Source organism: Pseudomonas sp. SLFW (assembly GCF_009905615.1).
GTDB lineage: Bacteria > Pseudomonadota > Gammaproteobacteria > Pseudomonadales > Pseudomonadaceae > Aquipseudomonas > Aquipseudomonas bambusae.
Map to the genome: position 1 here is coordinate 1 of NZ_JAAAKW010000034.1, position 23,140 is coordinate 23,140.

21 protein-coding genes are annotated in these 23,140 nt (G+C 62.9%); 14 read left to right on the forward strand and 7 right to left on the reverse strand.

Features of this window, described 5'->3' with window-relative positions; all coding sequences use genetic code 11:
• A partial coding sequence (locus GVN17_RS28280) for a LysR family transcriptional regulator (protein WP_166598567.1) occupies window positions 1-1,329 on the reverse strand: 1,329 nt, incomplete at its 3' end.
• Window positions 1,330-1,492: 163 nt separating this feature from the next.
• On the opposite strand from GVN17_RS28280, the gene GVN17_RS28285 reads away from it, so the two are divergent.
• From GVN17_RS28285 to GVN17_RS28325, 10 genes are all read left to right on the forward strand, one after another.
• Complete coding sequence (locus tag GVN17_RS28285) at window positions 1,493-2,350, forward strand: amidohydrolase family protein (protein ID WP_166598568.1); 858 nt, start codon at window positions 1,493-1,495, stop codon at window positions 2,348-2,350.
• Window positions 2,350-3,258, forward strand: a complete 909-nt coding sequence (locus GVN17_RS28290) for a hypothetical protein (protein WP_166598569.1) — start codon at window positions 2,350-2,352, stop codon at window positions 3,256-3,258. Before GVN17_RS28285 ends, GVN17_RS28290 begins: the two co-directional genes overlap by 1 nt.
• Window positions 3,259-3,298: 40 nt before the next feature.
• Window positions 3,299-4,600 (forward strand): C4-dicarboxylate transporter DctA, encoded by a 1,302-nt coding sequence (gene dctA / locus GVN17_RS28295; RefSeq protein WP_166598570.1) that lies wholly within the window; start codon window positions 3,299-3,301, stop codon window positions 4,598-4,600.
• A 94-nt stretch (window positions 4,601-4,694) separates the two neighbouring features.
• Window positions 4,695-6,119, forward strand: a complete 1,425-nt coding sequence (locus tag GVN17_RS28300) for a carbohydrate porin (protein WP_166598571.1) — start codon at window positions 4,695-4,697, stop codon at window positions 6,117-6,119.
• Window positions 6,120-6,189: 70 nt separating this feature from the next.
• Window positions 6,190-6,924, forward strand: coding sequence for a 4-oxalmesaconate hydratase (gene galB, locus GVN17_RS28305; RefSeq protein ID WP_166598572.1), 735 nt, complete (start codon window positions 6,190-6,192; stop codon window positions 6,922-6,924).
• A complete protein-coding gene (locus GVN17_RS28310; RefSeq protein WP_166598573.1) occupies window positions 6,921-7,637 on the forward strand; it encodes a 4-carboxy-4-hydroxy-2-oxoadipate aldolase/oxaloacetate decarboxylase in 717 nt (238 codons plus the stop codon). The genes galB and GVN17_RS28310 overlap by 4 nt, the downstream gene beginning before the upstream one ends.
• A gap of 201 nt (window positions 7,638-7,838) precedes the next feature.
• Window positions 7,839-7,973 carry a hypothetical protein gene (locus GVN17_RS29780; protein ID WP_256665504.1) on the forward strand — a complete coding sequence of 45 codons (135 nt, stop codon included), beginning with the start codon at window positions 7,839-7,841 and terminating at the stop codon, window positions 7,971-7,973.
• A gap of 210 nt (window positions 7,974-8,183) precedes the next feature.
• Window positions 8,184-9,218 carry an alpha/beta hydrolase gene (locus GVN17_RS28315; protein ID WP_371928638.1) on the forward strand — a complete coding sequence of 345 codons (1,035 nt, stop codon included), beginning with the start codon at window positions 8,184-8,186 and terminating at the stop codon, window positions 9,216-9,218.
• Between the two features lie 165 nt (window positions 9,219-9,383).
• On the forward strand, window positions 9,384-10,613 hold the full coding sequence (locus GVN17_RS28320; RefSeq protein ID WP_166598574.1) for an MFS transporter: 1,230 nt from the start codon (window positions 9,384-9,386) through the stop codon (window positions 10,611-10,613).
• A 27-nt stretch (window positions 10,614-10,640) separates the two neighbouring features.
• A complete protein-coding gene (locus GVN17_RS28325; protein ID WP_166598575.1) occupies window positions 10,641-11,327 on the forward strand; it encodes a YoaK family protein in 687 nt (228 codons plus the stop codon).
• A gap of 51 nt (window positions 11,328-11,378) precedes the next feature.
• Here the strand turns inward: GVN17_RS28325 and GVN17_RS28330 are convergent, their stop codons facing one another.
• Window positions 11,379-13,100 (reverse strand): sensor domain-containing diguanylate cyclase, encoded by a 1,722-nt coding sequence (locus GVN17_RS28330; protein ID WP_166598576.1) that lies wholly within the window; start codon window positions 13,098-13,100, stop codon window positions 11,379-11,381.
• A complete protein-coding gene (locus GVN17_RS28335) occupies window positions 13,097-14,137 on the reverse strand; it encodes a PotD/PotF family extracellular solute-binding protein (RefSeq protein WP_166598577.1) in 1,041 nt (346 codons plus the stop codon). Before GVN17_RS28335 ends, GVN17_RS28330 begins: the two co-directional genes overlap by 4 nt.
• 166 nt (window positions 14,138-14,303) lie before the next feature.
• Here GVN17_RS28335 and GVN17_RS28340 point away from each other — a divergent pair, with 166 nt between their 5' ends.
• Entirely contained in the window at window positions 14,304-14,669 is a 366-nt protein-coding gene (locus tag GVN17_RS28340) for a glyoxalase superfamily protein (protein WP_166598578.1), read from the forward strand.
• Window positions 14,670-14,697: 28 nt separating this feature from the next.
• Here the strand turns inward: GVN17_RS28340 and GVN17_RS28345 are convergent, their stop codons facing one another.
• Together GVN17_RS28345 and uvrB are read right to left on the reverse strand one after the other, a co-directional pair.
• Entirely contained in the window at window positions 14,698-15,216 is a 519-nt protein-coding gene (locus GVN17_RS28345) for a GNAT family N-acetyltransferase (RefSeq protein ID WP_166598579.1), read from the reverse strand.
• 185 nt (window positions 15,217-15,401) lie between these two features.
• A complete protein-coding gene (uvrB, locus tag GVN17_RS28350) occupies window positions 15,402-17,417 on the reverse strand; it encodes an excinuclease ABC subunit UvrB (protein WP_166598580.1) in 2,016 nt (671 codons plus the stop codon).
• A 339-nt stretch (window positions 17,418-17,756) separates the two neighbouring features.
• Here uvrB and GVN17_RS28355 point away from each other — a divergent pair, with 339 nt between their 5' ends.
• The 3 genes from GVN17_RS28355 (at window position 17,757) to GVN17_RS28365 (ending at window position 21,005) form a co-directional block, all read left to right on the forward strand.
• Window positions 17,757-18,953: an amino acid aminotransferase gene (locus GVN17_RS28355; RefSeq protein ID WP_166598581.1), complete on the forward strand. Its 1,197-nt coding sequence runs from the start codon at window positions 17,757-17,759 to the stop codon at window positions 18,951-18,953.
• A gap of 220 nt (window positions 18,954-19,173) precedes the next feature.
• Window positions 19,174-19,926, forward strand: coding sequence for a response regulator (locus tag GVN17_RS28360; RefSeq protein WP_166598582.1), 753 nt, complete (start codon window positions 19,174-19,176; stop codon window positions 19,924-19,926).
• A complete protein-coding gene (locus tag GVN17_RS28365) occupies window positions 19,923-21,005 on the forward strand; it encodes a HAMP domain-containing sensor histidine kinase (RefSeq protein ID WP_166598583.1) in 1,083 nt (360 codons plus the stop codon). Before GVN17_RS28360 ends, GVN17_RS28365 begins: the two co-directional genes overlap by 4 nt.
• 157 nt (window positions 21,006-21,162) lie before the next feature.
• Here the strand turns inward: GVN17_RS28365 and GVN17_RS28370 are convergent, their stop codons facing one another.
• Together GVN17_RS28370 and GVN17_RS28375 are read right to left on the reverse strand one after the other, a co-directional pair.
• Window positions 21,163-22,215: an AI-2E family transporter gene (locus GVN17_RS28370; protein ID WP_166598584.1), complete on the reverse strand. Its 1,053-nt coding sequence runs from the start codon at window positions 22,213-22,215 to the stop codon at window positions 21,163-21,165.
• Window positions 22,216-22,313: 98 nt separating this feature from the next.
• Window positions 22,314-23,129: a DUF4892 domain-containing protein gene (locus GVN17_RS28375; protein WP_178115769.1), complete on the reverse strand. Its 816-nt coding sequence runs from the start codon at window positions 23,127-23,129 to the stop codon at window positions 22,314-22,316.
• Between the last annotated feature and the right edge of the window lie 11 nt (window positions 23,130-23,140).

Consider the following 23,140-nt stretch of genomic DNA (forward strand, 5'->3'; position numbering starts at 1 on the left):
GGCCGCCCCCTGGGCGCAGGGATCGTGCTCTTCAGCAGCCTTGATGACTGGGGCGCCCCCAGCCGGCACGAAGCACCGCTCCTGCCGTGACGGCAGCCTGACCAGGCCGCACCAGCCGCCCTTGCTCTCCCCCGCCACACTCCCCAGCAACTCAATAAACGAAGCCTGCAACAACGTAGGCCGCCAATCGGTGCGGCGGGTCAGTGCAATGGTGCGCCAGAAGCCTTGTCCGGGGGAGCCGATTTCCACCAGTTGTCCCACCTGACTTTCCAGCCGAAACTGGTCTCGGGACATGAGGGTGAGCCAGTCGCCTTCCATCATGAGGCCGCGCTTGATGGTCAGCGATCCGCATTGCACGCGGAGCACCGGTGGGGTCTGGCCGCGCACCTGAAACATGCGTTCCCAGCTCACGCGCATGGGGGTGCCGGGCGCGGGCATGACCCAGTGGTGGTTCAGCAGGTCGGCGGTGTCCAGCGCGGTTTTTCCGTGCAGGGGATGCCCGGCGCGGCCGACGATGACCAGTTCGTCGTCGAACAGTGCCTGTTGGACGACGTCCTGTTCGGGCACGGATTCGCGTTGGGAGCCGATCAACAGATCCACGTCGCCCTGGCGCAAGTGCGTCAGCAGTTCGGCATACGGGCCTTCGAGGATGTCGACGGACGCGGCCGGCCAGCGGGTGCAGAACTCGGCGAGCACTTTGGGCAGAAACCACGCCCGCGCTACAGGCAGTACGCCGATGTGCAAAGTGCCGCCCAGCCCTTCGTCCCGGGTGGAGAGTTCGTCGATCCCGGCACGCAGTTCTGCCAGCATTAGTCGGACAAAATGCACCAGCCGTTCGGCGGGCACGGTGGCGCGTATCGCTCGTCCGGAGCGTTCCAGCAACGGGATGTCGATGATGTCCTGCAATTCGCGCATCGCCCGGTGCAACGACGGCTGCGACAGGCCCAGTTCGCTCGCCGCACGGGTGTAGCTGCCCACGCCCACCACCGACACCAGCGCCCGCAGCTGGCTCATGGTCACCCGCTGCTCAAGCCGTGGCAGCGTCGGCATGCCGTGGCTGCGGCGAATGTGCGCGACACCCCGGGCCAGAAAGGCCAGCGCTCGCTCGGTGCGGGGCACGAACTGGCTGCCTGCGGCGGTGATGGTCACGCCTCCCGAGCGACGCTCGAACAGGCGGGCATCCAGCAGACGCTCGATGCGGGAGATCGCCTGCGCCAATGCCGGCTGCGACAGGTTCACGGTTCTCGCCGCCAGGCTGATGTTGCAGGCCTGCGCGACTTCCAGCAGCGCGCCAAGGTGACGAAGATTGAATGACCAGACCTGATCCATTTTTCTGTTCTTTAGCCAAAACCAATGGCCGGAGCGTAATTCGAATTTCCCCTGTCGTATACATCCATGGATAGTTGCTCGGGAGCGGATACGTTAGCGAACGACAAAAAATTCAATTCAATAGCTAATCCGAATACCCGTCATTTCAAGAGTCGAGGCACTTGTGAAGCTGCTTGATACCCACACCCACGTCATTTCCCCCGACAGCGCCCGTTACCCCACCGATCCCATCGGCGGCCACCAATCGGAATGGTCCCGTGCCCGTCCGGTCGATGCCGAGGGCCTGCTGCGCGCCATGGACGCTGCCGACATCGAACAGGCCGTGGTGGTCCAGGCCTCGACGGTCTACGGCCACGACAACCGCTACGTCACTGAAACCGTGCGTGCCCATCGCGATCGTCTGGTGGGGGTGTACTCGCTGGATGCGCTGGCCACCGATGCCGTCGACAAGATCGCTTACTGGCAAGATCAGGGCCTGTCGGGCTTCCGCCTGTTCACCACCGGCAGCACCATGCCGGGTCAGGGCGACTGGCTGGGGCACGCCGATTCCTATCCGGCGTGGGCGTATGCCGAAGCCCACGGCATTCCGGTCTGCCTGCAAATGACCATGGAAGGCATACCCGCCCTGCGCAGCCTGCTCGAACGTTTCCCGAAGGCCATCGTGTTGCTCGATCACTGCGCCCGGCCGGTGCTGAACGAAGGCGCGCCCTACGCAGCGTCCAAGGCGCTGCTCGACCTGGCGACCTTCCCCGGCGTGCACCTGAAACTTACCAACCGCACGCTTGCGGCGTCGGCGGAAGGCCAATCCACCCCCGTCGACTTCCTGCGCACGATCATTGCCGCCTTCGGCGCGGATCACATCGCCTGGGGTTCGAACTTCCCCGCCGCTGCTGGCACGCTGGCAGAACTGGCCGACACCGCCCGCTCCGTTCTGGGCGAGCTGTCATCCAACGAGCAACAGGCCATCGCCAGCGGAACCGCGCGACGCCTGTACCCGTTTCAGTCGTCGGGAGCTCGCTGATGAAGCCCGTTGCGAGTCTGCGCACCGTCCTCGGTCGCTACCGCCACACCGAGGCACTGCATGCCAAGACGCTGACTGACCCTGCGGTGAATCTGGATTTCCAGGATTTTCCGGTGGTGCACAAAGCGTTCGCGCCGATGGTTCGCGATCAGGCGTATGACCTTTGCGAACTGGCCGTGGTGACGGCGCTGCAAGCCATTGCTTACGGCCGTCCGGTGGTCCTGCTGCCCGCGGTGGTCGCCTCGCGCTTTCAGCGTGGTTGCCTGATCGGTTACGGCCCCAACGGCGTGCCCGACGAAGCCGACCTGATCGGCCAGCGCATCGGCGTACGCGCCTACACCCAGACCACCGGCATGTGGGTGCGCGCCCATCTGGCCGAGGATCACGGGCTGGACATCGCCCGCGTGCACTGGATCACCCACGACCCGGCCCACGTCGAGCAGTACCATAACCCGGCCTTCGTCGAGCAGATTCCCGGCACCAAAGGCTCGCTGCAAATGCTCAAGGACGGGGACGTCCAGGCCGCGATCCTCGGCAATGACTTACCCTCGGGCGAGGAATTCGTGCCCTTGATCAAAGACGCCGCGAACCGCGACCTGGCCTGGTGGCGCAACCATCGTTTCATGCCGATCAACCACCTGGTGGTGGCCAGTGCGCGAGCTTGCGAAGATCAGCCCGACGCGATCAGGCGCGCCTATGAACTGCTGCGCGAGGCCGATCGCCAGATCCACGGCGTATTGCGCGACACTGAGCAACCCTGCCCGACGATATTTGGCTTCGATAGCCTGGCAGGGCCGCTGGAATTCACGATCGAAGCCTGTGTGAAACAGGGGCTGTTGCCCCGTCGCCTGACCTTACAAGAAGTGTTCGCCCCAGCGCGCAAGCTGTTGGGCAGCGACACCGAATAAGCGGCTCCCGGCCGCTTCACCCCTTATCGTGGAGTCCGTCATGACTCGTATCATTTCACCCGCTGCTGGCGCTGCCGCCCGGCGCAAGACCCGGTTCTACGAGGACCTGACCTTTCAAGTGCTGACCGGCATGGTCTTGGGCGTCGCCGTCGGCGCCCTCGCCCCCGACATTGGCCAGAGCCTCAAACCCTTGGGCGATGTGTTCATCCGCCTGATCCAGATGGTGGTCGGCCTGATCATCTTCTGCACCGTCACCCACGGCATCGCCAGTGTCAGAGACCTCGGCAAAGTGGGCAGGATCGCGATCAAAGCCATCGTTTATTTCGAGGTGATCACGACCCTGGCGCTGGTGATCGGCCTGGTCACCATCAACGTGCTCAAGCCCGGCGTGGGCATGAATATCGACCCGGAGCTGTTGCGCACCGCTGGCGAAGCCGTGCACCCCGCTGCGAACATGAGCCTCGGAGAGTTCATGCTCAACCTCGTGCCGAAGACCGCCACCGGCGCGTTTGCCGAAGGTGAAATCCTGCAAATCCTCGTGTTCTCGGTGCTGTTCGCCTGTGGCCTGGCGTCGTTGGGCGATAAAGCCCAGCCGGTGTTGAACGTCGTGGAAACGGTGTCGCAGGCGCTGTTCTGGGTCATTCGCCTGGCGATGAAGCTGGCGCCCATCGCCGCCTTTGGTGCCATCGCCTTCACCGTCGCGAAATTCGGGCTGAAGTCCCTCGTGCCGTTGGCGGCCCTGGTGGGCGAGTTCTACCTGACCTGCGCGATCTTCTTCCTCATCGTGCTGGCACCGGTGGCTTGGTACGCCGGGTTCAGCCTGCTGAAACTCATGCGCTACATCCGCGAGGAGCTGATTCTGGTGATCGGCACCAACTCCTCGGAAAGTGTCTTCCCGCAACTGATCGCCAAGCTCAAGCGGCTGGGCGTGGAGGAATCCGTGGTCGGCCTGGTATTGCCCACCGGCTACAGCTTCAACCACGACGGCACCTGCCTGTACTTCGCGGCAGTCTCGGTGTTTCTCGCCCAGGCCACCGGCACGGCATTGGGATGGGAGCAACAACTGTCGCTGCTGTTCGTGTTGCTGGTCACCTCTAAAGGCGGCGCGGGCGTGGCGGGGTCGGCCATTGCGGTGCTGGCCATGACCCTGGCCGCCACCCACGCGATTCCCGTGGCCAGCATCGCGCTGATTCTGGGCGTGCATCGCATCCTCGCCTCGGCGTTTGTCTTCACCAACATCGCCGGTAATTGCGTGGCGACGCTGGTGGTCGGCAAATGGGAAAACGCCATCGACCGACCGCGTCTGCACAGCGAGCTGGATGCGGGCTACCGAGCCGCCTGACACCCGTCCCACCACAACAAAAACAATAACCACCACCGGATTGCGGGGGCGCAAGAGAGACGCGCACCCGACATTCGGCGAGGACACACGACTCATGAAAACAAAAACAACACAGATGCTGGCCCTTGGGGTCATGGTTTCGATGGCCCATGGCGTTGCACTGGCGGCCCCGTTGCCCGGTGCGGACAACCCTGGTTCGACCCGCCTGCCGGGCACGCCCGACGCGAGCGTCAGCGAATCCCCCGCCTCCACCGACGCCCCGCAAACCCGGCCCACGGGCATTGCGGGGGCACTCCGGGACCTGGCCGACCGAGGCATCTTTTTGCGCGCCAATCTGATCAACCAGTACGCCCGCAACACCACGGGCGCGGTTGCACAGGGCCACAGCAACGTCGGCCAGTTCAACCTTGGCGCAGACCTGAACCTGGACAAGCTGATCGGCACCACCGGCAGCAGCTTCCACTTCACGGTCTACAAGGATTACGGCTACGGGCTCAACCACGACATCACCGGCACGTTTCCCAAGCAGCAGCACATCTACAAAAACGAGTTTCCGCGCTGGCACTTGGGCACCTTTGCCTTCGAGCAGAAGCTGCTGGACGACCGGCTCGACATCATCCTCGGGCGGCTGGGCACCACCAGCTACTACGCCAAGCTGAGCACCAACTGCCAGTTCCAGGCAGGCAACACCTGTGGCGTACCCCGGCTCATTAACTCCGAAGCAGGTTACAGCCTGCTGCCATCGGCGACCTGGGGCATCAACGCCCGCTACCGCACGACGCCCAACACCTACGTCGAAACCGGGGTCTACGAGGTCAACCCGACCACCTCCGCCAGCAACGGCATGGACTTCTCGATTGGCGAGGCCAACGGCGTGACGATTCCGCTGGAATGGGGCTGGGTGGAGAAAGGCAATTTCGAGGTCAAGGTCGGCGGGTACGTCAGCACCGCGCCGCGCCCGGACACTTACTACAACACCGCAGGCCGCTCCCTCGGACGTTTCGGGGGCACCGCCGAAACGGTCAATCAGGAACGCAAGGGCGTTTACCTGTTGGGGGACAAAGTGATCTGGCGACCGGACCCGAAATCCTCCCGCAACCTCACGGTGTTCGGCGGCGTCGTGCAGCAACTGGAAGACGAGGAAATCATGAAGCAGCAGTTCCTCGGCGGCTTCGTGCTCACCGGCCCGACCGCGTCCCGACCCCAGGACACCATCGGGTTGTCGGCCTCGATGTTCAACCTCACCGACAAGGAGCGGGATTTCCTGCACGACTCTCGCGTCCGCGCCGGTGGCCACGGCAGCAACAACCCCCACGAATACTCGTTCGAACTCAACTACGGCTGGCACGTGATCCCCGGCGTGATCCTCATGCCCAACGTGCAATACATCATGAACCCGGACAACTCCGGCATCCCCAAAACCGCCACGCTGCCCAAGAACATGCTGGCATACGGGCTCAACGTTCAGTTGAGTTTCGGCGGCATGTTCGGCCTCGCTTCGCCGTCCGGCGGCGACTGAGCGTGATGACTGACACGGGGTTCGACTGCGGCCCCCGTCCCTTTTTTTGCAAGCAAGAGGATCGTCCAACATGAGCGCACCCACCAAAACCGCGCTGGTCGTCAGCGCCCACTCCGCCGATTTCGTCTGGCGCGCGGGCGGCGCCATTGCCCTGCACACCCTTCAGGGGTACGCCGTGCACATCGTCTGCCTGTCCTTCGGCGAGCGCGGTGAATCCGCCAAGCTCTGGCGCAAGGGCGAGATGAACGAAGAGAAAGTCAAAGCCGCCCGGCGCCAGGAAGCCCAGGCCGCAGCTGATGTGCTTGGCGCGAGCGTGGAGTTCTTCGACATGGGCGACTACCCGATGCGGGCGGACAAAGAGACGCTGTTTCGCCTCGCGAACGTGTTTCGTCGCGTCCAGCCCGAGTTCGTCCTCAGTCACTCGCCCAAAGACCCGTACAACTACGACCATCCGCTGGCCATGAACCTGACCCAGGAGGCGCGCATCATCGCCCAGGCCGAAGGCTACCGGCCAGGGGAGAAAATCGTCGGTGCGCCACCGGTGTACAGCTTCGAACCCCATCAGCCGGAACAGAGCGAGTGGCGTCCGGACGTGCTGCTCGACATCACTCAGGTCTGGGACAAGAAATACGCCGCGATCCAGTGCATGGCCGGTCAGGAACACCTCTGGGAGTACTACACCCGCGTGGCGCTGCAACGGGGCGTGCAGGCCAAACGCAACGTCGGTATCACCTCCAGTCGCGACATCGTCTACGCCGAGGGTTACCAAAGTGTCTTCCCGCGCGTCACGGAGAACCTGTCATGAGCCAATGGATCGGCAAGACCGGGGTCGTGGTGCGTCATGTCGAGCGCGCCGACGCCACGTTGATCGATGAGCTGCAACGCTTCGGCGTGGCGACCGTGCATGAAGCCCAAGGGCGCAAAGGCCTGTTGTCCACCTCGATCAGCCCGATTCAGTTCGGCACGACCATCAGCGGTTCGGCGGTCACGGTGCTGGTGTCCCCCGGTGACAACTGGATGTTCCATGTGGCGGTGGAACAGTGCCAACCCGGCGATATCCTGGTGGTCGCGCCCAGCTCGCCGTGCAGCGACGGCTATTTCGGTGACTTGCTGGCAACGTCCGTCAAGGCCCGGGGCGTGCGTGCGCTGATCATCGACGCGGGGGTGCGCGACACTCAGGCGCTGCGCGAGATGGGGTTCCCGGTCTGGTCGCGGGCCGTTTGCGCCCAAGGCACCATCAAGGAAACCCTCGGTTCCGTGAACGTGCCGCTGGTGTGCGGCGATCAGCTGGTCGAGCCCGGCGACGTGGTGGTGGCCGACGACGATGGGGTGGTTGTCGTGCGTCGCGGCGAAATCCAGCGCGTCGTCGAGGCCAGCCGGGCACGCGCTGACCTGGAAGCACAAAAAACGCTGCGCCTGGCCAGCGGCGAACTGGGCGTGGACATTTACGACATGCGGACACGCCTGGCCGAAAAAGGCTTGCGCTATGTCAATACTCTGGATGAACTCGACACCTAAGATCACGCCCCGTCAGCGGCCTGCCCCGCTGACATGGCGCATCCCGAAGGGTGTGCGGCGGCCCCTCCCGCTGCAGGCCCTTCGCGCCATTTTCACCATCAAGGTGAAAGTGCTACCTGATTCCTCGCCTTTATGCAGTAAGCCTCGATCAGCGAAGATGCCGCCATACCCACTCAGCGCTCGCGTTCCGAGGATTCCCCCATGCACATCACGCCAGACCATCGCCAACCCAATCGCGCCCATCACCTTGCCAACGCCATCGGTGCGTGGCTCACCCTCGTCTGGGAAATGCAGACGCGCTTTCACTGGAGCGTTCATGGCATGACGCGGCGTTAAGGACGGCGCCGTCGTTCCCTTGCAAGAGTGTCGCGAGTGAAACCGCCTCAGGTTATCGTCCCTAAATAAGAAACAATGAGTCTCGGTTTAGCCTAATTGTTCCCGCGCTGTTCAGTCCGTACATTGAGTCCCAAGCCAGCCAATACGCAGCCAGACGCGTTGCACATGGCGACTCACGACTGACCATTTCGACATTGAAGGGAACACACCATGTCCACTCGCTCACTGACCCCGTTCAAGAAAGCCCTCACCGCCGCCGCACTGGCCCTGTCCATCGGCAATGCCTTCGCCGCCGAGACGGCCGTTCCAGAACATCAGACGCAGGCGTTCCTCAACGCACTGGCTGCGGGTGGTGGCAAGCCGATCGAACAGTTGAGCCCAAAGGATGCCCGTGCGGTCCTGACCGGCGCGCAAAACTCGGTGAAGGTGGACATGTCGGGGATTCAGGTCAGCGAGAAGACCCTTCAGGCCAACGGCCAGAGCATCAAGCTGACCATCGTGCGTCCAGCGGGCCTCAAGGGTGAGCTGCCGGTGTTCATGTACTTCCACGGCGGGGGCTGGGTGCTGGGCGATTACCCGACCCATGCCCGTCTGATCCGCGATCTGGTGGTGGGCTCGGGTGCCGTGGCGGTCTACGTGGATTACACGCCGTCGCCGGAAGCGCATTATCCGACGGCAATCAACCAGGCCTACGCAGCGACCCAGTGGGTGGCGCAGCACGGCAAAGAGATCAACGTGGACAGCTCGCGCCTGGCCGTGGCCGGGAACAGCGTCGGCGGCAACATGGCGGCGGTGGTGGCCCTGAAAGCCAAGGAACAGGGCACACCGAAACTGCGCTTCCAATTGCTGCTGTGGCCGGTGACTGACGCCAACTTCGACACCGGGTCCTACCAGACCTACGCTGAGGGCCATTTCCTGACCAAGAACATGATGACCTGGTTCTGGGACAGCTACACCACGGACGCCAAGCAACGCGCCGAGATCTATGCCTCGCCGCTGCGTGCGACCACCGAGCAATTGAAAGGTCTGCCACCTGCGCTGGTGCAGACGGCCGGTCTGGATGTGTTGCGTGACGAAGGCGAAACCTACGCCCGCAAGCTGGACGCCGCCGGGGTGGACGTCACTGCCGTGCGCTACAACGGCATGGTCCACGACTATGGCCTGCTCAACCCGTTGAGCAACATCCCAGAGGTCAAGGCAGCGATGCGTCAGGCGGCCGGCGAGCTGAAAGCGCACCTGAACTGAGGATCGCCCGCCGCAACGGCAGAGGGTCAGGTGTCACATCGGCAACTGACCCGACGCTGTCGCGGCCGCACCGAACCCCGAACTCATGAACAACCGCACGCCCGTACTAGGCCTTAACCCTTTTCCGACCTTAACGTCATCACTGACCCCATCAAGGCCACTGACATGAGCCATTCCCTGAACACCTGGGGCCGCCAGCGCAGTTTCTGGGTCGCCGCCGCCGTGGTCGTCCATACCCTCTGGACCAGCGCCGCCCCGGCCATGATGTACCCGCTTTACGCTCACCAATGGCAACTGACGCCCACGGTCACCACACTGATTTTCGCCGTGTTTCCCGTGTTCGTCGTCGCCACCCTGATTGCCCTCGGCGATCTCTCCGATTACATCGGCCGTCGCGCCGCCATGTTGCTGGGGCTGACCGCCTCGCTGATCGGCGTGCTGTTGTTTGCCGTCGCGCCCAACGTGATCTGGCTGTTGATCGGCCGTGCTTTCATGGGCATCGGGGTCGGCCTGTCCGCCGGGCCTTCAGCCGCAGCGGTGGTGGAATTCAGCGCACCCGGTAAGGCGAAATTGGCCGGTGCGATCACCACCGCGGCCCAGGCGTTCGGTCTGGCAGCGGCCTTGATCCTCGGCGGCGGGCTGATCCAATACGCGCCCTTCCCCACCCGCCTGAGTTTCTGGGTGTTGGTAATCGTGCTGCTGGCGACGCTGTACGGCGTCTGGCACTTGCCCCGGCACACCAAGGCAGAAAGCCGCCAACGCTGGACCTTGAAGCTGCCCCGGATTCATCCCCCGCTGCGCCGCACCTTTTTGGTGTCGGTGAGCGCCGTGCTGAGTGCGTACTCAGTGGGCGCAACGATGCTGTCGCTGGGTTCGCAGATCGCCCACGACCTGATCGGCTCCAATAACGCGCTGGTCAACGGCGGCGCGATATCGCTGTTTGCCATCGTGCTGGGCTTCACCGGTATCGTCGCCAAGCGGTTCACCTCGAAGCTGTCGATCATTGCGGGCGCGGGCTTTTCGATGGTCAGCCTGTTACTGCTGATGCTGGCGACGGCCACTCACGCGCTGCCGGTTTTCCTGCTGTCCAGCGCCGCCAGTGGCGCCGGTTACAGCCTGCTGTTCATGGGCGGGCTGAACCTGATCAATGCTCACGCGCCGATCCATCACCGGGCCGGTACATTGTCTGCGCTGTTTCTGGTGGCGTACCTGATGCAAGGGGTGGTTGCGATGCTGCTCGGTCGAGCCGCGACCGCGTGGGGCCTGGACCTGGCGATTGACGTCGGCTCAGTGGCGCTGGCCGGGCTGAGCCTGGGGGCGATGCTGCTGGCGATCTATGTCCCACAACCGCAGGACACACTGAAGAAACCACTCGATCAGGCCCCCGCCCCCTGAACCGATGACCCGACAAGGAGCTTTTCCATGCCCACCCTCCACCGCTCCATGGCCCCGGCGCTCAGCTTTAACGGCGGTTTCGTCGACACCGTCGGCTTTCTCGCATTGCAGGGCCTGTTCACCGCGCATGTCACCGGCAACTTCGTGACCCTCGGCGTGAGCATCGTTCACGGCACGTCGGGGGCGCTGGCCAAACTGCTGGCGTTGCCCGTGTTCGCGCTGGTGGTGGGCCTGACCCACCTCGCGGCGGTCTCGATCCACCGTCGCGGGCTGACGCCGTTGCGTCCCTTGCTCATCCTGCACACCCTGATGCTGGCGCTGTTCGGCGTGCTTGCCATTGGCCTGGGGCCGTTCCACGACGGCGACAGCAGCGCTGCGCTGATCACCGGCATGGTCGGCGTGGCGGCCATGGCGATCCAGAACGCCATCTCCCGCCAGCACCTCAACGGCGCTCCGCCCACCACGCTGATGACCGGCAACGTTACACAGGGTGCCATCGACGTGTTCGCCTTGATCGGCTTGCGTGACGAAACACAGCGGGCCGCGATCAAGCAGCGCTTGAAGCCGATTGGCTGGAATCTGCTGGGGTTCACGCTGGGCTGCATTGGCGCGGCGTTGCTGTACCTTGCCGTGGGGCTGTGGTGTCTGGGACTGCCGATTCTGGTGGCGATCTGGACCTGCGTACGGACCTTCGGCAGCAGCGATTCTGTGTGACGGAACGCCGGATTGCCCCGGTGACCGAGAACGTCGCCGGGGCGAATCGCGTCAGTCCCCGCCCAACACCTCGAACGAATACCGGTTGCGCCCCGCACTTTTGGCCCGGTACATCGCGTGGTCGGCGTGTTGAATCAATGTCCCGATGTCGTCGCCATCCCGTGGGAACAGGCTGACGCCCATGCTGGCGTGGATTTTCACCCGATGCCCCTCGATAAACAGCGGCAACTGGAAGCACTGGTGCAGTTTTTCCAGCAGCCCGATGATTTTCTGCGGGTCCTTGAGGTCGCTGAAACACATCACGAATTCATCACCGCCCAGACGCGCGACACAGTCCGCCCCCTCGCTGGATGAGGTCAGCAGTTTGGCCACGGCCTGCAACACCAGATCGCCAAAGCGGTGGCCGTGCTCGTCGTTGATTTCCTTGAAGTGGTCCAGATCGACGAACACCAGCGCCATTTTCCGGTCGTTCACCCGCGCCGCGACCAACGCCTGCTCCAGTTGCTCGAAACACATGCGCCGATTCGGCAGTTCAGTCAGGGGGTCATGCCGGGCCAGATGTTCGAACGCCGCGCGGCTGCTGGTCAGGTCACCAAGCTGGGTGAGGATTTCCTGTTTCATCGCGTGAAAACGGTGAGCCAACACGCCCAATTCGTCCGCCCGTGGCGGCAGTTCGCTGATCTTGCGCTCCCGGGAAAACAACTCCACGGCATCGGTCATGCTGCGCAGCGGCCGGATCAAAGCCCGGGACGCAATCACCGCCGCCAACAGCGCCAGCACGCTGAACAGCAGCGCAATCTGCAGGATGCTGGTGCCCGCCCGCGAGGTCTGTGCCAGCACGTGGCTCTGCGGCTGACCCAGCCCCAGCACCACAAAGGGGGCCGAGGCGGCATTGTCGGACAGCTTGACGAAGGCGGCGACCAGCTTGTCGCGCCGATCACCTTCCACGCTGCGACCGATCAACGCCGTCGGCCCGGTGTCAGCCAACAGACGGGACACTTCGGGAAACTCATCCTGCAAAAACAGACGACGCCCCTGATCGAAACCGAACGTGCGTCGATGGTCGGGATGCACCAGCAGATCGCCCCAACGGTTGCTCAGGTACACCTGGTATTCCTTCGGCAGATCGCCCTGCAACTGTGTGAACAACTGATCCAGATCGACGTTGATCACCAGCAGCGCAAACACCTTGCCGTCGGCGTTTGCCACCGGTGTCGACACATGCAACGTCGGCTTGCCGAGGCCCGAATGAGCGCCCTGCTCGTGGTTGATGACGATGGGGGAAATCCGCACCTCGCCCACCGGCATGTGCAGCGCCTCGAAAACGTAGCCGTAATGCCCCTTCTCTTGCAGGTCCGCGCCCTCGACCCTGACGATATTCGACCCGTCGCGGTCCTGCCGCACTATCTCAAGCCCGTGGTCAGTGGTGCTGATCAGACGAATCTGCATGTAGTCGGGGTGGGCCAGCAGCATCGCTCGGAACGACTCGGCCAGGTTGTCCTGCACGGTCGTGCGCAGTGCCGGGTCTTGGATCGCGTCCAGGTCATGAACCTGCGGGCCATTGGTCAACACCTGGGCGTCCAGCGAAATGTTACGCAGGCTGGCGTGCAAGTTGCGCCCCAGCACTTGTACCGAGGTCAGCAAGTCGCGCTCGGCCGCCTGCAGCAGCAGGTCCCGGCTGCTGTGGTAAATGTAATAACCCGCCAGCCCTGTCGGCAGCATGCCGAACAGCGCCATTAAACAACCCAGCTTGAACGCTATGCCGAACCTCATCGCGATTCCCCCAATGGCGGCCGTTCGCCGGACACGATGCGTTGCCATAACGCCGCTCGCCGCTGGTCGTCCTCTACCGGGCGCAGCCAGATGAGACGGTTCGACGGGCTGGCGTCCCTGGGTTCCTGCAAGGTATTGGAAAGGTCCTGACGCTCGGTGATGACGCGGCTGACCTCAGGTTGGAGCATGTAATTGATCCACGCCGCCGCCAGTACCGGGTCCCGCGCCCCGCTGCTGATGGCCCAGCAATCGAGCCACGCCAGCGCGCCCTCGCGGGGCACGACGTAGCCAACATCGGCGCCGTCGTCGCGCAGCTGTTTGAGCTGCTGACGACCGTAATTGGCAAATATCAATGCCACGGAATGGCTGCGGAACAACTCGGCAGCCTCTTCCGGCAAGGCATAGAACGTCAGCACATTGCGGCGCAAGGCGATCAGTTTGTCGGTGACCCGCGGAAAATCTTCCGGTGAAATCTGAAAAGGGTCACCGCCCAAGGCCAGGCTCGCGATGGAGAAATTGTGATTACTGGTGTTGAACGCCAGCACTCGCCCCTGAAATCGCGGGTCCCACATGCTGGTGATCGAGTCCGGCGGCTGGCTGAATTGCTTGCGGTCGTAAATCAGCCCCATGTCAGACCACAGGTAGGGGATGGCGTACGTCTGGCCCTTCACGATGATGTCGGGCAGCCGGGAATAATCTCGAAAACGCGGCAACTGACGCGCTGTGTTGGCGATCCGTTCCGGGTGCACGGGCTGCAGCAGGCCCAGATTCGCGTAGTTATGAATCTCGGCCGTGTTGGCCGCGATGACGTCAAAATCGCCGCCGTGGTTTTCCGCCAATTTGCTGCGCAGCACCTCGTCGCTGCCCACCAGCGTGACCTCGACCTTCACTTTGAAGCGCTTCTCGAACACGCTCACCAGATCGCTGTCGGCATAACCCGGCCAGGCCAGAACGCGCAGCGTTTGCTCGGCGCCGTTGGCGTGCAAGGACGCGAACAGGCAGCAGCACATCAACCACAAAGGGCGCAGGAATTTCATGGACGATGCCCGGAAGCGGTGATAACGGCACTATACATATGGCAATGTGCCGTTGCTTGGCAACCTGTTTGCGCAAACACCGCTGTCTGTCGGAAAGTCGACGCTGGCCTGGCGCACCGATTGGGCTAGACTCGCCCCTCTTCAACCTTCAAGGAAGCAGGGTGTCATGCAGATTTCAGGGGCCATTCCGCTGTTGCGGATCTTTTCCGAAGAACAGGCCAAGGCGTTCTACGTCGACTTTCTCGGCTTTCAGATTGAATGGGAGCATCGCTTTGAAGACGACCTCCCGCTGTATGCCCAAGCCCGCCGAGGCGATCTGGTGATTCACCTGACCGGCCACCATGGCGACGCCACGCCGGGGTCGACGGTCTTTGTGCCGGTGAACGACATCCACAGCCTTCACGCCGAACTCAACGCCAAACGCTACAAACACGCCCGACCGGGCATTCAGGACCAAGGCTGGGGCAAAGTGATGGAAATCGCCGACCCGTTTGGCAATCGGCTGCGATTTTGCGAGTTGAGCGAAGACTGACGCCTTCCACCGTCGCAGCCCGGTCGCTTCAGGCCGGGCGCATCGACCGATACACCAGGCTCGGCGCCTGCCCCGGGACGTCGTCGAGGGTATCGATGCGCTGCATGCCAACCTTCTCCAGCACGCGGATCGACGCATGGTGCAGGGGTCTGACCACCGCGTAGACCTCGGGCACTCGTAGCTCAACGAACCCAAATGCCAGCGCCGCCTGACTGAGTTCGGTGGCGAACCCCTTCCCCCAGGCCTTGGGGCCGAAGCGGTAGCCCAGATTCAACCGCAGAACGTCGCCATAGCGACGGGCATCGAGGCCGCCGAAGCCGATCACTTCATCAGGAAACTCACACGTGCAGATCGCCCATTGCCCGTAGCCCTTTTCCTCCCAGTGAGCCAACCAACCGTCGAGCAGGGATTGCGCCTGATCAAGCTGGGTCAGAGGTCCGAAAGGGTTGAACTGGTGAGTCGCCGGGTCGCCGTAGATGGCGAACAGGCTGGCGAGGTCGTCGCGGGTGGGCGGTCTGAGGATCAAGCGTTCGGTGGTTCGTTGCATCGATGGGGCCTTTCTTGTTTTCAGTCGGTTGAACGCGCGCATCCCTGCTGTGGGGCGGGTGCATTCTGGATGGCATTCCGATGATAGGCCGGTGCAGGCGACACATCCCTGTCGCCTGAACGATTTTTCGCGAATGAATTCGCTCCTACAGGTGATCGCCGTTTAGCCAATAGCCATGCGGTGAATCAAACCGCCAACAACCGCTCACGCAATTTGGTGATTTCGTCGCGCATCTGTGCGGCGGCTTCGAATTCCAGGTCGCGGGCGAGCTGATACATCTTCTCTTCCAGCTGACGAATGCGTTTGGTGATTTCGCTCGGCGAGCGCAGTTCGGCCTCGTACCTGGCGTTTTCTTCGGCGGCCTTGGCCATGCCTTTGCGCTTCTTGCTGCGCGAGCCTGGCACGGTGGCGCCTTCCATGATGTCGGCGACGTCCTTGAACACGCCTTTCGGGGTGATGCCGTTGGCCAGGTTGAACGCGATCTGCTTGTCGCGACGGCGCTCGGTCTCGCCAATCGCCCGTTCCATGGAGCCAGTGATGTTGTCGGCGTAGAGAATCGCCCGGCCGTTGAGGTTCCGCGCCGCACGGCCAATGGTCTGAATCAGCGAGCGTTCGGAACGCAGGAAGCCTTCTTTGTCAGCGTCGAGAATGGCCACCAGCGACACTTCCGGCATGTCCAGGCCTTCGCGCAACAGGTTGATCCCCACCAACACGTCGAAAGTGCCCAAACGCAGGTCGCGGATGATCTCGACCCGCTCCACCGTGTCGATGTCCGAGTGCAGATAGCGCACACGCACGCCGTGGTCGGCCAGGTAATCGGTGAGGTCTTCGGACATGCGCTTGGTCAGCGTCGTGACCAGCACCCGCTCTTCCACCGCCACACGTTTGTGAATCTCGGACAGCAGATCGTCGACCTGAGTCAGCGCCGGGCGAATCTCGATCTGCGGGTCCACCAGACCGGTGGGGCGCACCACCTGTTCGACCGTACGGCCAGCGTGCTCGCCTTCGTACGGGCCGGGGGTCGCCGAGACGAAAATGGTCTGCGGACTGACACCTTCCCATTCATCGAAGCGCATGGGCCGGTTGTCCAGCGCCGACGGCAGTCGGAAGCCGTATTCCACCAGGGTTTCCTTGCGCGAACGGTCGCCTTTGTACATCGCGCCGACCTGAGGCACGCTGACGTGGGATTCGTCGATCACTAGCAGCGCGTCGGCCGGGAGGTAGTCGTAGAGGGTCGGCGGCGGCGCACCGGCGGGACGTCCCGACAGGTAGCGCGAGTAGTTCTCGATGCCGTTGCAGTAGCCCAGTTCGAGGATCATTTCCAGGTCGAACCGGGTGCGCTGCTCCAGCCGCTGCGCTTCCACCAGCTTGTTCGCGCCGCGCAGGTATTCCAGACGTTCCTGCAACTCGACCTTGATCCCTTCCATCGCGTCCAGCAGCGTTTCGCGCGGGGTCACGTAGTGGCTTTTCGGGTAGAAGGTGAAACGCGGCAACTTGCGGATCACCTCGCCGGTCAATGGGTCGAAAGCCGACAGGCTCTCGACTTCATCGTCGAACAGCTCGATGCGGATGGCTTCCAGGTCCGATTCCGCCGGGAAGATATCAATCACGTCGCCGCGCACGCGGAAGGTCGCACGGGCAAAGTCCATGTCATTGCGGGTGTATTGCAAGTCGGCGAGACGGCGCAGCAAGGCGCGCTGGTCCATTTTGTCGCCGCGATCGACGTGCAGCACCATCCGCAAGTAAGTTTCCGGGCTGCCCAGGCCGTAGATGCACGACACCGTGGTGACGATGATCGCGTCCTTGCGCTCCAGCAGCGCCTTGGTCGCGGACAAACGCATCTGCTCGATGTGGTCGTTGATCGACGCATCCTTCTCGATGAAGGTGTCCGACGACGGCACGTAGGCTTCGGGCTGGTAGTAGTCGTAATAAGAGACGAAGTATTCGACGGCGTTATTCGGAAAAAACGCCTTGAACTCTCCATACAGCTGCGCAGCCAGGGTTTTGTTCGGCGCCAGCACCATGGTCGGGCGCTGCACTTGCTGAATCACGTTGGCGATACTGAAGGTCTTGCCTGAGCCGGTCACCCCGAGCAGGGTCTGGTGAGACAAACCGGCGTCGATGCCTTCTACCAACTGACGAATCGCCTCCGGTTGATCACCGGCCGGCTCAAAACGGGTAACGAGCTGAAACTCGGACATGACGTACCTCTGTGTTCGCCCTCGCTCGCAGGAAGATTCGGAGCCAAGGCGTAATGAGCGCGGACGACTGATCTCGCCATGAGAAAAGATGTACATGAAGGTGTGTGATGGGACTACAAATGGAGTCGCCAACGCCAGCTTTCAAGCCATCATCAGGACATTAGTCCGCGTGACATGACTAATGGTCGAAAATAATCTGAAAAACCCGGAAAAAACCGCCCCCCGCCTGTCGCCCCCGTCCACGATGCTCTCTATACTGACTCCCCGTTTGCGCACCGCTCTAGTGCACTCGGCCGGAGCGATGCAATCCATTCACTCCCATTCAGAGCCCCTGCAAAAATGAGCCTGTTTTCCGCTGTCGAAATGGCACCACGCGATCCTATCCTGGGCCTCAACGAAGCATTCAACGCCGATACCCGTACCACCAAGGTCAACCTGGGTGTGGGCGTTTACAGCAACGAAGAAGGGAAAATTCCGCTGCTGCGTGCCGTTGCCGAAGCAGAGGAAATTCGCGTCGCTCAACACGTCCCGCGTGGCTACCTGCCGATTGACGGCATCGCCGCCTACGACAAGGCCGTGCAAACCCTGCTGTTCGGTGCCGAGTCGCCACTGCTGGCTTCGGGCCGCGTCGTGACCGTGCAGGCCGTCGGCGGCACGGGCGCCCTGAAAATCGGTGCAGACTTCCTCAAGCAACTGTCGCCGAACGCCGTCGTGGCCATCAGCGACCCGAGCTGGGAAAACCACCGCGCGCTGTTCGAAACCGCCGGTTTCCCGGTGCAGAACTACCGCTACTACGACGCCGCGACCCACGACGTGAACCGCGCGGGCATGCTGGAAGACCTGCAGAACCTGCCGTCCGGCTCCATCGTCGTGCTGCACGCCTGCTGCCACAACCCGACCGGCGTTGACCTGACCCTCGAAGACTGGAAAAAAGTCCTCGAAGTGCTGAAAGCCAAGGGCCACGTGCCGTTCCTCGACATGGCCTATCAGGGCTTTGGCGACGGCATCGACGAAGACGCCGCCGCTGTGCGTCTGTTCGCCGATTCCGGCCTGACCTTCTTCGCCTCCAGCTCGTTCTCCAAGTCGTTCTCGCTGTACGGCGAGCGTGTCGGCGCGCTGTCCATCGTCACCGATTCGCAAGAAGAGACCTCGCGCGTACTGTCGCAGGTCAAGCGTGTCATCCGCACCAACTACTCCAACCCGCCGACCCACGGCGCGACCATCGTCGCTGCAGTGCTGAACAACCCTGAGTTGCGTCAGAAGTGGGAGGACGAGCTGGCTGAAATGCGTGTGCGGATCAAAGGCATGCGCGAAGAAATGACCCAACGTCTGGCGAACAACGCCGCGGGTCAGGACTTCAGCTTCGTGGCGCGCCAGCGTGGCATGTTCTCGTACTCGGGCCTGACCACGCCGCAGGTGCATCGTCTGCGCAATGAGTTCGGCATCTATGCGCTGGACACCGGTCGCATCTGCGTGGCGGCGTTGAACAAGCGCAACATTGAAGCAGTGACCCAAGCGATTCTCGCGGTCATCTGATCGTGAAATGCCCCTCTTTTAGCGGCCCGGCCGGGCGGCTAAAAGAGGATTGGCGTGACGCTCCCCCATCACAACCGCTTGTAGCTTTCCTGATACATTCACGACAACCCGCCGACACCTCAGCCGCTCACCCTTCCGCCCCGCTCGCCTGCGAAGTAGCATGGCAGCGTCGTTCCTCATTTCGCGGCCCTTCCCGGCGGCATCACATGGCGGCAGCAACATGCACACGACCCCTGACAGCAACACCGCCACTGCACCGGCTGAAGAGCGGCGCTGGAACACTCGCGCCCTGATCGTCGATGACGACGTGCCAATCCGCGAGCTGCTGTGCGACTACCTCGCCCGCTTCAACATCCAGAGCACCGGTGTCACCGACGGCAACGCCATGCGTCAGGCGCTGGCTGAAGAAACCTACGACGTTGTGGTCCTTGACCTGATGCTTCCCGGTGAAGATGGCCTGTCCCTCTGCCGCTGGCTGCGCGGTTCGTCGGACATTCCGATCCTGATGCTGACCGCCCGTTGCGAACCCACCGACCGCATCATCGGCCTGGAACTGGGCGCCGACGACTACATGGCCAAGCCGTTCGAGCCCCGGGAACTGGTCGCGCGTATCCAGACCATCCTGCGCCGCGTCCGGGACGACCGCACTGAAGAGCGCACCACGTTGCGCTTCGACAACTGGCGCCTGAACAGCGTCCTGCGCCAACTGACGGCCCCTGATGGCCTTGTGGTGCCGCTGTCCAACGCCGAATTCCGCCTGCTGCGCGTGTTTCTTGAACGTCCGCGTCGGGTGCTCAATCGCGAGCAACTGCTGGATGCTGCCCGTGGCCGCTCCATCGAAGCGTTTGATCGCAGCATCGATTTGTTGGTGTCGCGTCTGCGGCAGAAGCTCGGCGACGACCCGAAATCCCCGCAACTGATCAAGACCGTACGCGGCGAAGGCTATATGTTCGACGCCAGGGAGATTGGTTGATCCGCTCGGCTGACACCCTCTTCGCCCGGCTGTTCGGTGGCGCGGTGCTGGCGATCATCCTCGCGCACCTGTTGGCGTTCATCTGGTTTCACCATTACGGTCCGGCCATGCCGCCCCCGCCGTCGGCCTATCAGAACGCCCACCCTGCCGAACCGTCCGGGGAAAGCAGCGAATTGTCCTCGGCCCTTAACGCCCTGCGCCCGCCGCCGCCCCCTCCGGGACGCCCACCGTTTCTGGGCATTCCGCTGATTCCGCTGTTTTTTCAACTGGTGACGCTGGTGATTGCCGCGTGGTTCGGCGCCAAGGCCCTGAGTCGGCCGGTGCAGCGCATCAGCGACGCCGCCGAACGCCTGAGCGAAAACCTCGACAGCCCGCCGCTGACCATCACTGGTCCCCGCGAAGCCCGGCAGGCGGCTGCCACGTTCAATCTGATGCAGGAGCGGATTCGCGATCAGGTGCAGCAACGGGGCCGCATGCTGGCCGCGGTGTCCCACGATTTACGCACCCCCTTGGCGCGGCTGAAATTGCGGGTCGAGCAGATCGAAGAGCCGAAGCTGCACGGTCAGATGACCCAGGACCTGAACGACATGATCGCCATGCTCGATGCGACGCTGACCTACCTCAACGAACAACGCACCAGCGAGGCCCTGCAATATTTCGACGTGCAGGCGCTGATCGAATCGTTGACCGAAAACGCGCAGGACAATGGCGATGATGTCGAGGCGAGCGGCACTTGCAAGCCGCTGAAGTCCCAACCGATGGCCCTGCGCTCGTGCCTGCACAACCTGATCGACAATGCCTTGCGCTACGCCGGCCATGCGCGGGTGGTGATCGAGGATTCCAGCGAACGGCTGCGGGTCCGGGTCGTCGATCAAGGGCCGGGCATTCCGGAAAACCTGCGCGAAGCCGTGTTCGAGCCGTTCTACCGCGTCGAAGGCTCGCGCAACCGCAACTCCGGCGGGGTCGGCATCGGCATGACCATCGCCCGCGAAGCCGCCCGACGCATGGGCGGTGATCTGCGCCTCGAAGAAACTCCCGGCGGTGGGCTGACGGCTGTCGTCGATCTGCCGCGGATTTGAATTTCGAAGGCGATAGTTATCCCCTGTAGGAGCGAATTCATTCGCGAAAAATGGACCAGCCGATGGAGATATGTCGCCTGGCCCGCCGCCTCGGAAAATGCCCGATCACTACCGCCAGACCCAAGCCCGGCGGCGGTTTCGCTGAAACCTCAGCACCTTACTTGGGCAACTGGCGAGACCGGCTGTCCGCCACCCAATCCAGCAACAGGCTATACGCCACGGCCAACAAGGTCGGACCGATGAACAGGCCGATGAAGCCGAACGCCAGCAAGCCGCCGAACACGCCCAGAAGCACGATCACCAACGGCAGGTTGCCGCCTCGGCTGATCAAGTACGGCTTGAGCACGTTATCCACGCCACTGACGATGAACGTGCCCCACAGCCCAAGGAAAATCGCCATTCCGTATTCGCCCTTCCATGCCAGCCAGGCGGTGGCGGGAATCCAGATCAGTGGTGGCCCCATCGGCACAAGGCTCAGCAAGAACGTGCCGATCCCCAGCACCAACGCCCCCGGCACACCTGCGATGAGGAAGCCGATCAACGCCAGAATCGCCTGGGCCGCTGCCGTGCCGATCACCCCGTTGACCACCCGCTGCACCGTGCCCGCCACCAGATCGACATAATACTGCGCCTTGTCGCCGATCAGCCGCTCCAGCAGGCTCAACACGAACGCCGCCAATCGCGGGCCGTCGCGGTAGAAAAAGAACACGAAGACAATACTCAGCGTCAGTTCAAGTATGCCGCCGCCGATCTGCGCACTGCGGGCCAGCAGCCAATTGCCGACCTGCCCCAGATACGGCTTGATGCTCGCCAAGAGCGCCGCGCCCTGCTGATCGATGGTGTTCCAGTAACCGACCAGCCGTTCCCCCACGAACGGGACGCTGACCAGCCACGTCGGCGGATCGGGCAACCCGTCGACCTGCACATCCTTGATGAACACCGTCGCGTCGCGCACGTGATCGGCGAGGTTAAACCCCAGCCACACCAGCGGCGCGGCCACCAACAGCATCCAGCCGAGGGTCAAGATGGCTGCCGCCAGCGACTCGCGCCCCGTGAGCACACGGGTCAGCAGACGCATCAGCGGCCAACTGGCAAACGCCAGCACCGCGCCCCAGAACAGCGCCGACCAGAACGGCGCCATCACCCACAGGCAGGCGCCGAGCAGCGCCAGCAGCAGGATCTGCACCAACAGGCGATCATTATTGAGCATGGGTTCAGTCCATAGAAAAGAAGTCCGCAGACCAGAGCATAACGGCGAACCTCTCGGCCCGCCTCGTCATGGCGTCATGCCTGGGTGTAGAACGCGCTTCAGCGGATGAGTTCGAGGGTCAGCCCCTGAGTCGCTTTATTGCCAGCCTCCAGACGCGCCGCCCGTACGCCCTTGCCGACCAAGGCTTCGCGCCAGGCCTCGCCTTCGGGGCCGGAAATCGTCACACGCAACGTGCTGTCCAGGTTCAGGCCTCTGGACAGCAAGGTGATCCACGGCTCCTTCGGCGCATCGTTGAGCATCGGCAATTCGAGGTCGCCGGAGCTTTTCAGTTCGCGCAGCAATGTCGCGGAGGTCGGCAGCAACTCGCCCAATGGCGCACCGGCCTGAAATTCTTCGACATGGAGCATGGCCCGGCGATTGCCCCGGGTGATGCTGTACAGCGCGACGAGGGTGTCGCTGTCCGGCTTAAGGCGCAACAGCAGATAAGCCTGGCCATTGTCCGCGCCGTACAGTCGGGCATTGCCGAACACTTCATTGGCCCACAGGCTGCTTTCGCCGCAGTCCCGCGCCTGACACCAGAAGAGCAACTGAGCCCCCTGTTTTTGCAGCGCCTCACGGGCTTCCGTGAACGCCTCGTCGGCAGAACGCTCGGCGGGGAGTTGATAGGTGACGGAGGTGGTCGTCCCGCGCGCAGCGACCTGCCCGTCGAAACGCAATTGGCCGCTGATCTTGCGAATCGACCCCATGGGGAAGACACGCTCCAGCTCGGACGCCGGTTTGTAATCGACGATCTCGGCATCGGTCGGGCGAGGCAGATTCGGAAAGTCCTGACCGCCCGCGACATCGGCAGCGTGGGCCATCGTCACAGGACCGCTCAGGCATAACAGCAACCCCAGCGCACGGGATAGACGCATAGGGGTTCTCA

Coding starts and splice junctions, on each gene's coding strand:
- GVN17_RS28315 (WP_371928638.1), top strand. CDS start 8,184: ATGTCCACTCGCTCACTGACCCCGTTCAAGAAAGCCCTCACCGCCGCC.
- GVN17_RS28330 (WP_166598576.1), bottom strand. CDS start 13,100: ATGAGGTTCGGCATAGCGTTCAAGCTGGGTTGTTTAATGGCGCTGTTC.
- GVN17_RS29780 (WP_256665504.1), top strand. CDS start 7,839: ATGCACATCACGCCAGACCATCGCCAACCCAATCGCGCCCATCACCTT.
- GVN17_RS28345 (WP_166598579.1), bottom strand. CDS start 15,216: ATGCAACGAACCACCGAACGCTTGATCCTCAGACCGCCCACCCGCGAC.
- GVN17_RS28375 (WP_178115769.1), bottom strand. CDS start 23,129: ATGCGTCTATCCCGTGCGCTGGGGTTGCTGTTATGCCTGAGCGGTCCT.
- GVN17_RS28335 (WP_166598577.1), bottom strand. CDS start 14,137: ATGAAATTCCTGCGCCCTTTGTGGTTGATGTGCTGCTGCCTGTTCGCG.
- GVN17_RS28300 (WP_166598571.1), top strand. CDS start 4,695: ATGAAAACAAAAACAACACAGATGCTGGCCCTTGGGGTCATGGTTTCG.
- GVN17_RS28325 (WP_166598575.1), top strand. CDS start 10,641: ATGCCCACCCTCCACCGCTCCATGGCCCCGGCGCTCAGCTTTAACGGC.
- GVN17_RS28370 (WP_166598584.1), bottom strand. CDS start 22,215: ATGCTCAATAATGATCGCCTGTTGGTGCAGATCCTGCTGCTGGCGCTG.
- dctA (WP_166598570.1), top strand. CDS start 3,299: ATGACTCGTATCATTTCACCCGCTGCTGGCGCTGCCGCCCGGCGCAAG.
- GVN17_RS28320 (WP_166598574.1), top strand. CDS start 9,384: ATGAGCCATTCCCTGAACACCTGGGGCCGCCAGCGCAGTTTCTGGGTC.
- GVN17_RS28355 (WP_166598581.1), top strand. CDS start 17,757: ATGAGCCTGTTTTCCGCTGTCGAAATGGCACCACGCGATCCTATCCTG.
- GVN17_RS28360 (WP_166598582.1), top strand. CDS start 19,174: ATGCACACGACCCCTGACAGCAACACCGCCACTGCACCGGCTGAAGAG.
- GVN17_RS28310 (WP_166598573.1), top strand. CDS start 6,921: ATGAGCCAATGGATCGGCAAGACCGGGGTCGTGGTGCGTCATGTCGAG.
- galB (WP_166598572.1), top strand. CDS start 6,190: ATGAGCGCACCCACCAAAACCGCGCTGGTCGTCAGCGCCCACTCCGCC.
- uvrB (WP_166598580.1), bottom strand. CDS start 17,417: ATGTCCGAGTTTCAGCTCGTTACCCGTTTTGAGCCGGCCGGTGATCAA.
- GVN17_RS28340 (WP_166598578.1), top strand. CDS start 14,304: ATGCAGATTTCAGGGGCCATTCCGCTGTTGCGGATCTTTTCCGAAGAA.
- GVN17_RS28290 (WP_166598569.1), top strand. CDS start 2,350: ATGAAGCCCGTTGCGAGTCTGCGCACCGTCCTCGGTCGCTACCGCCAC.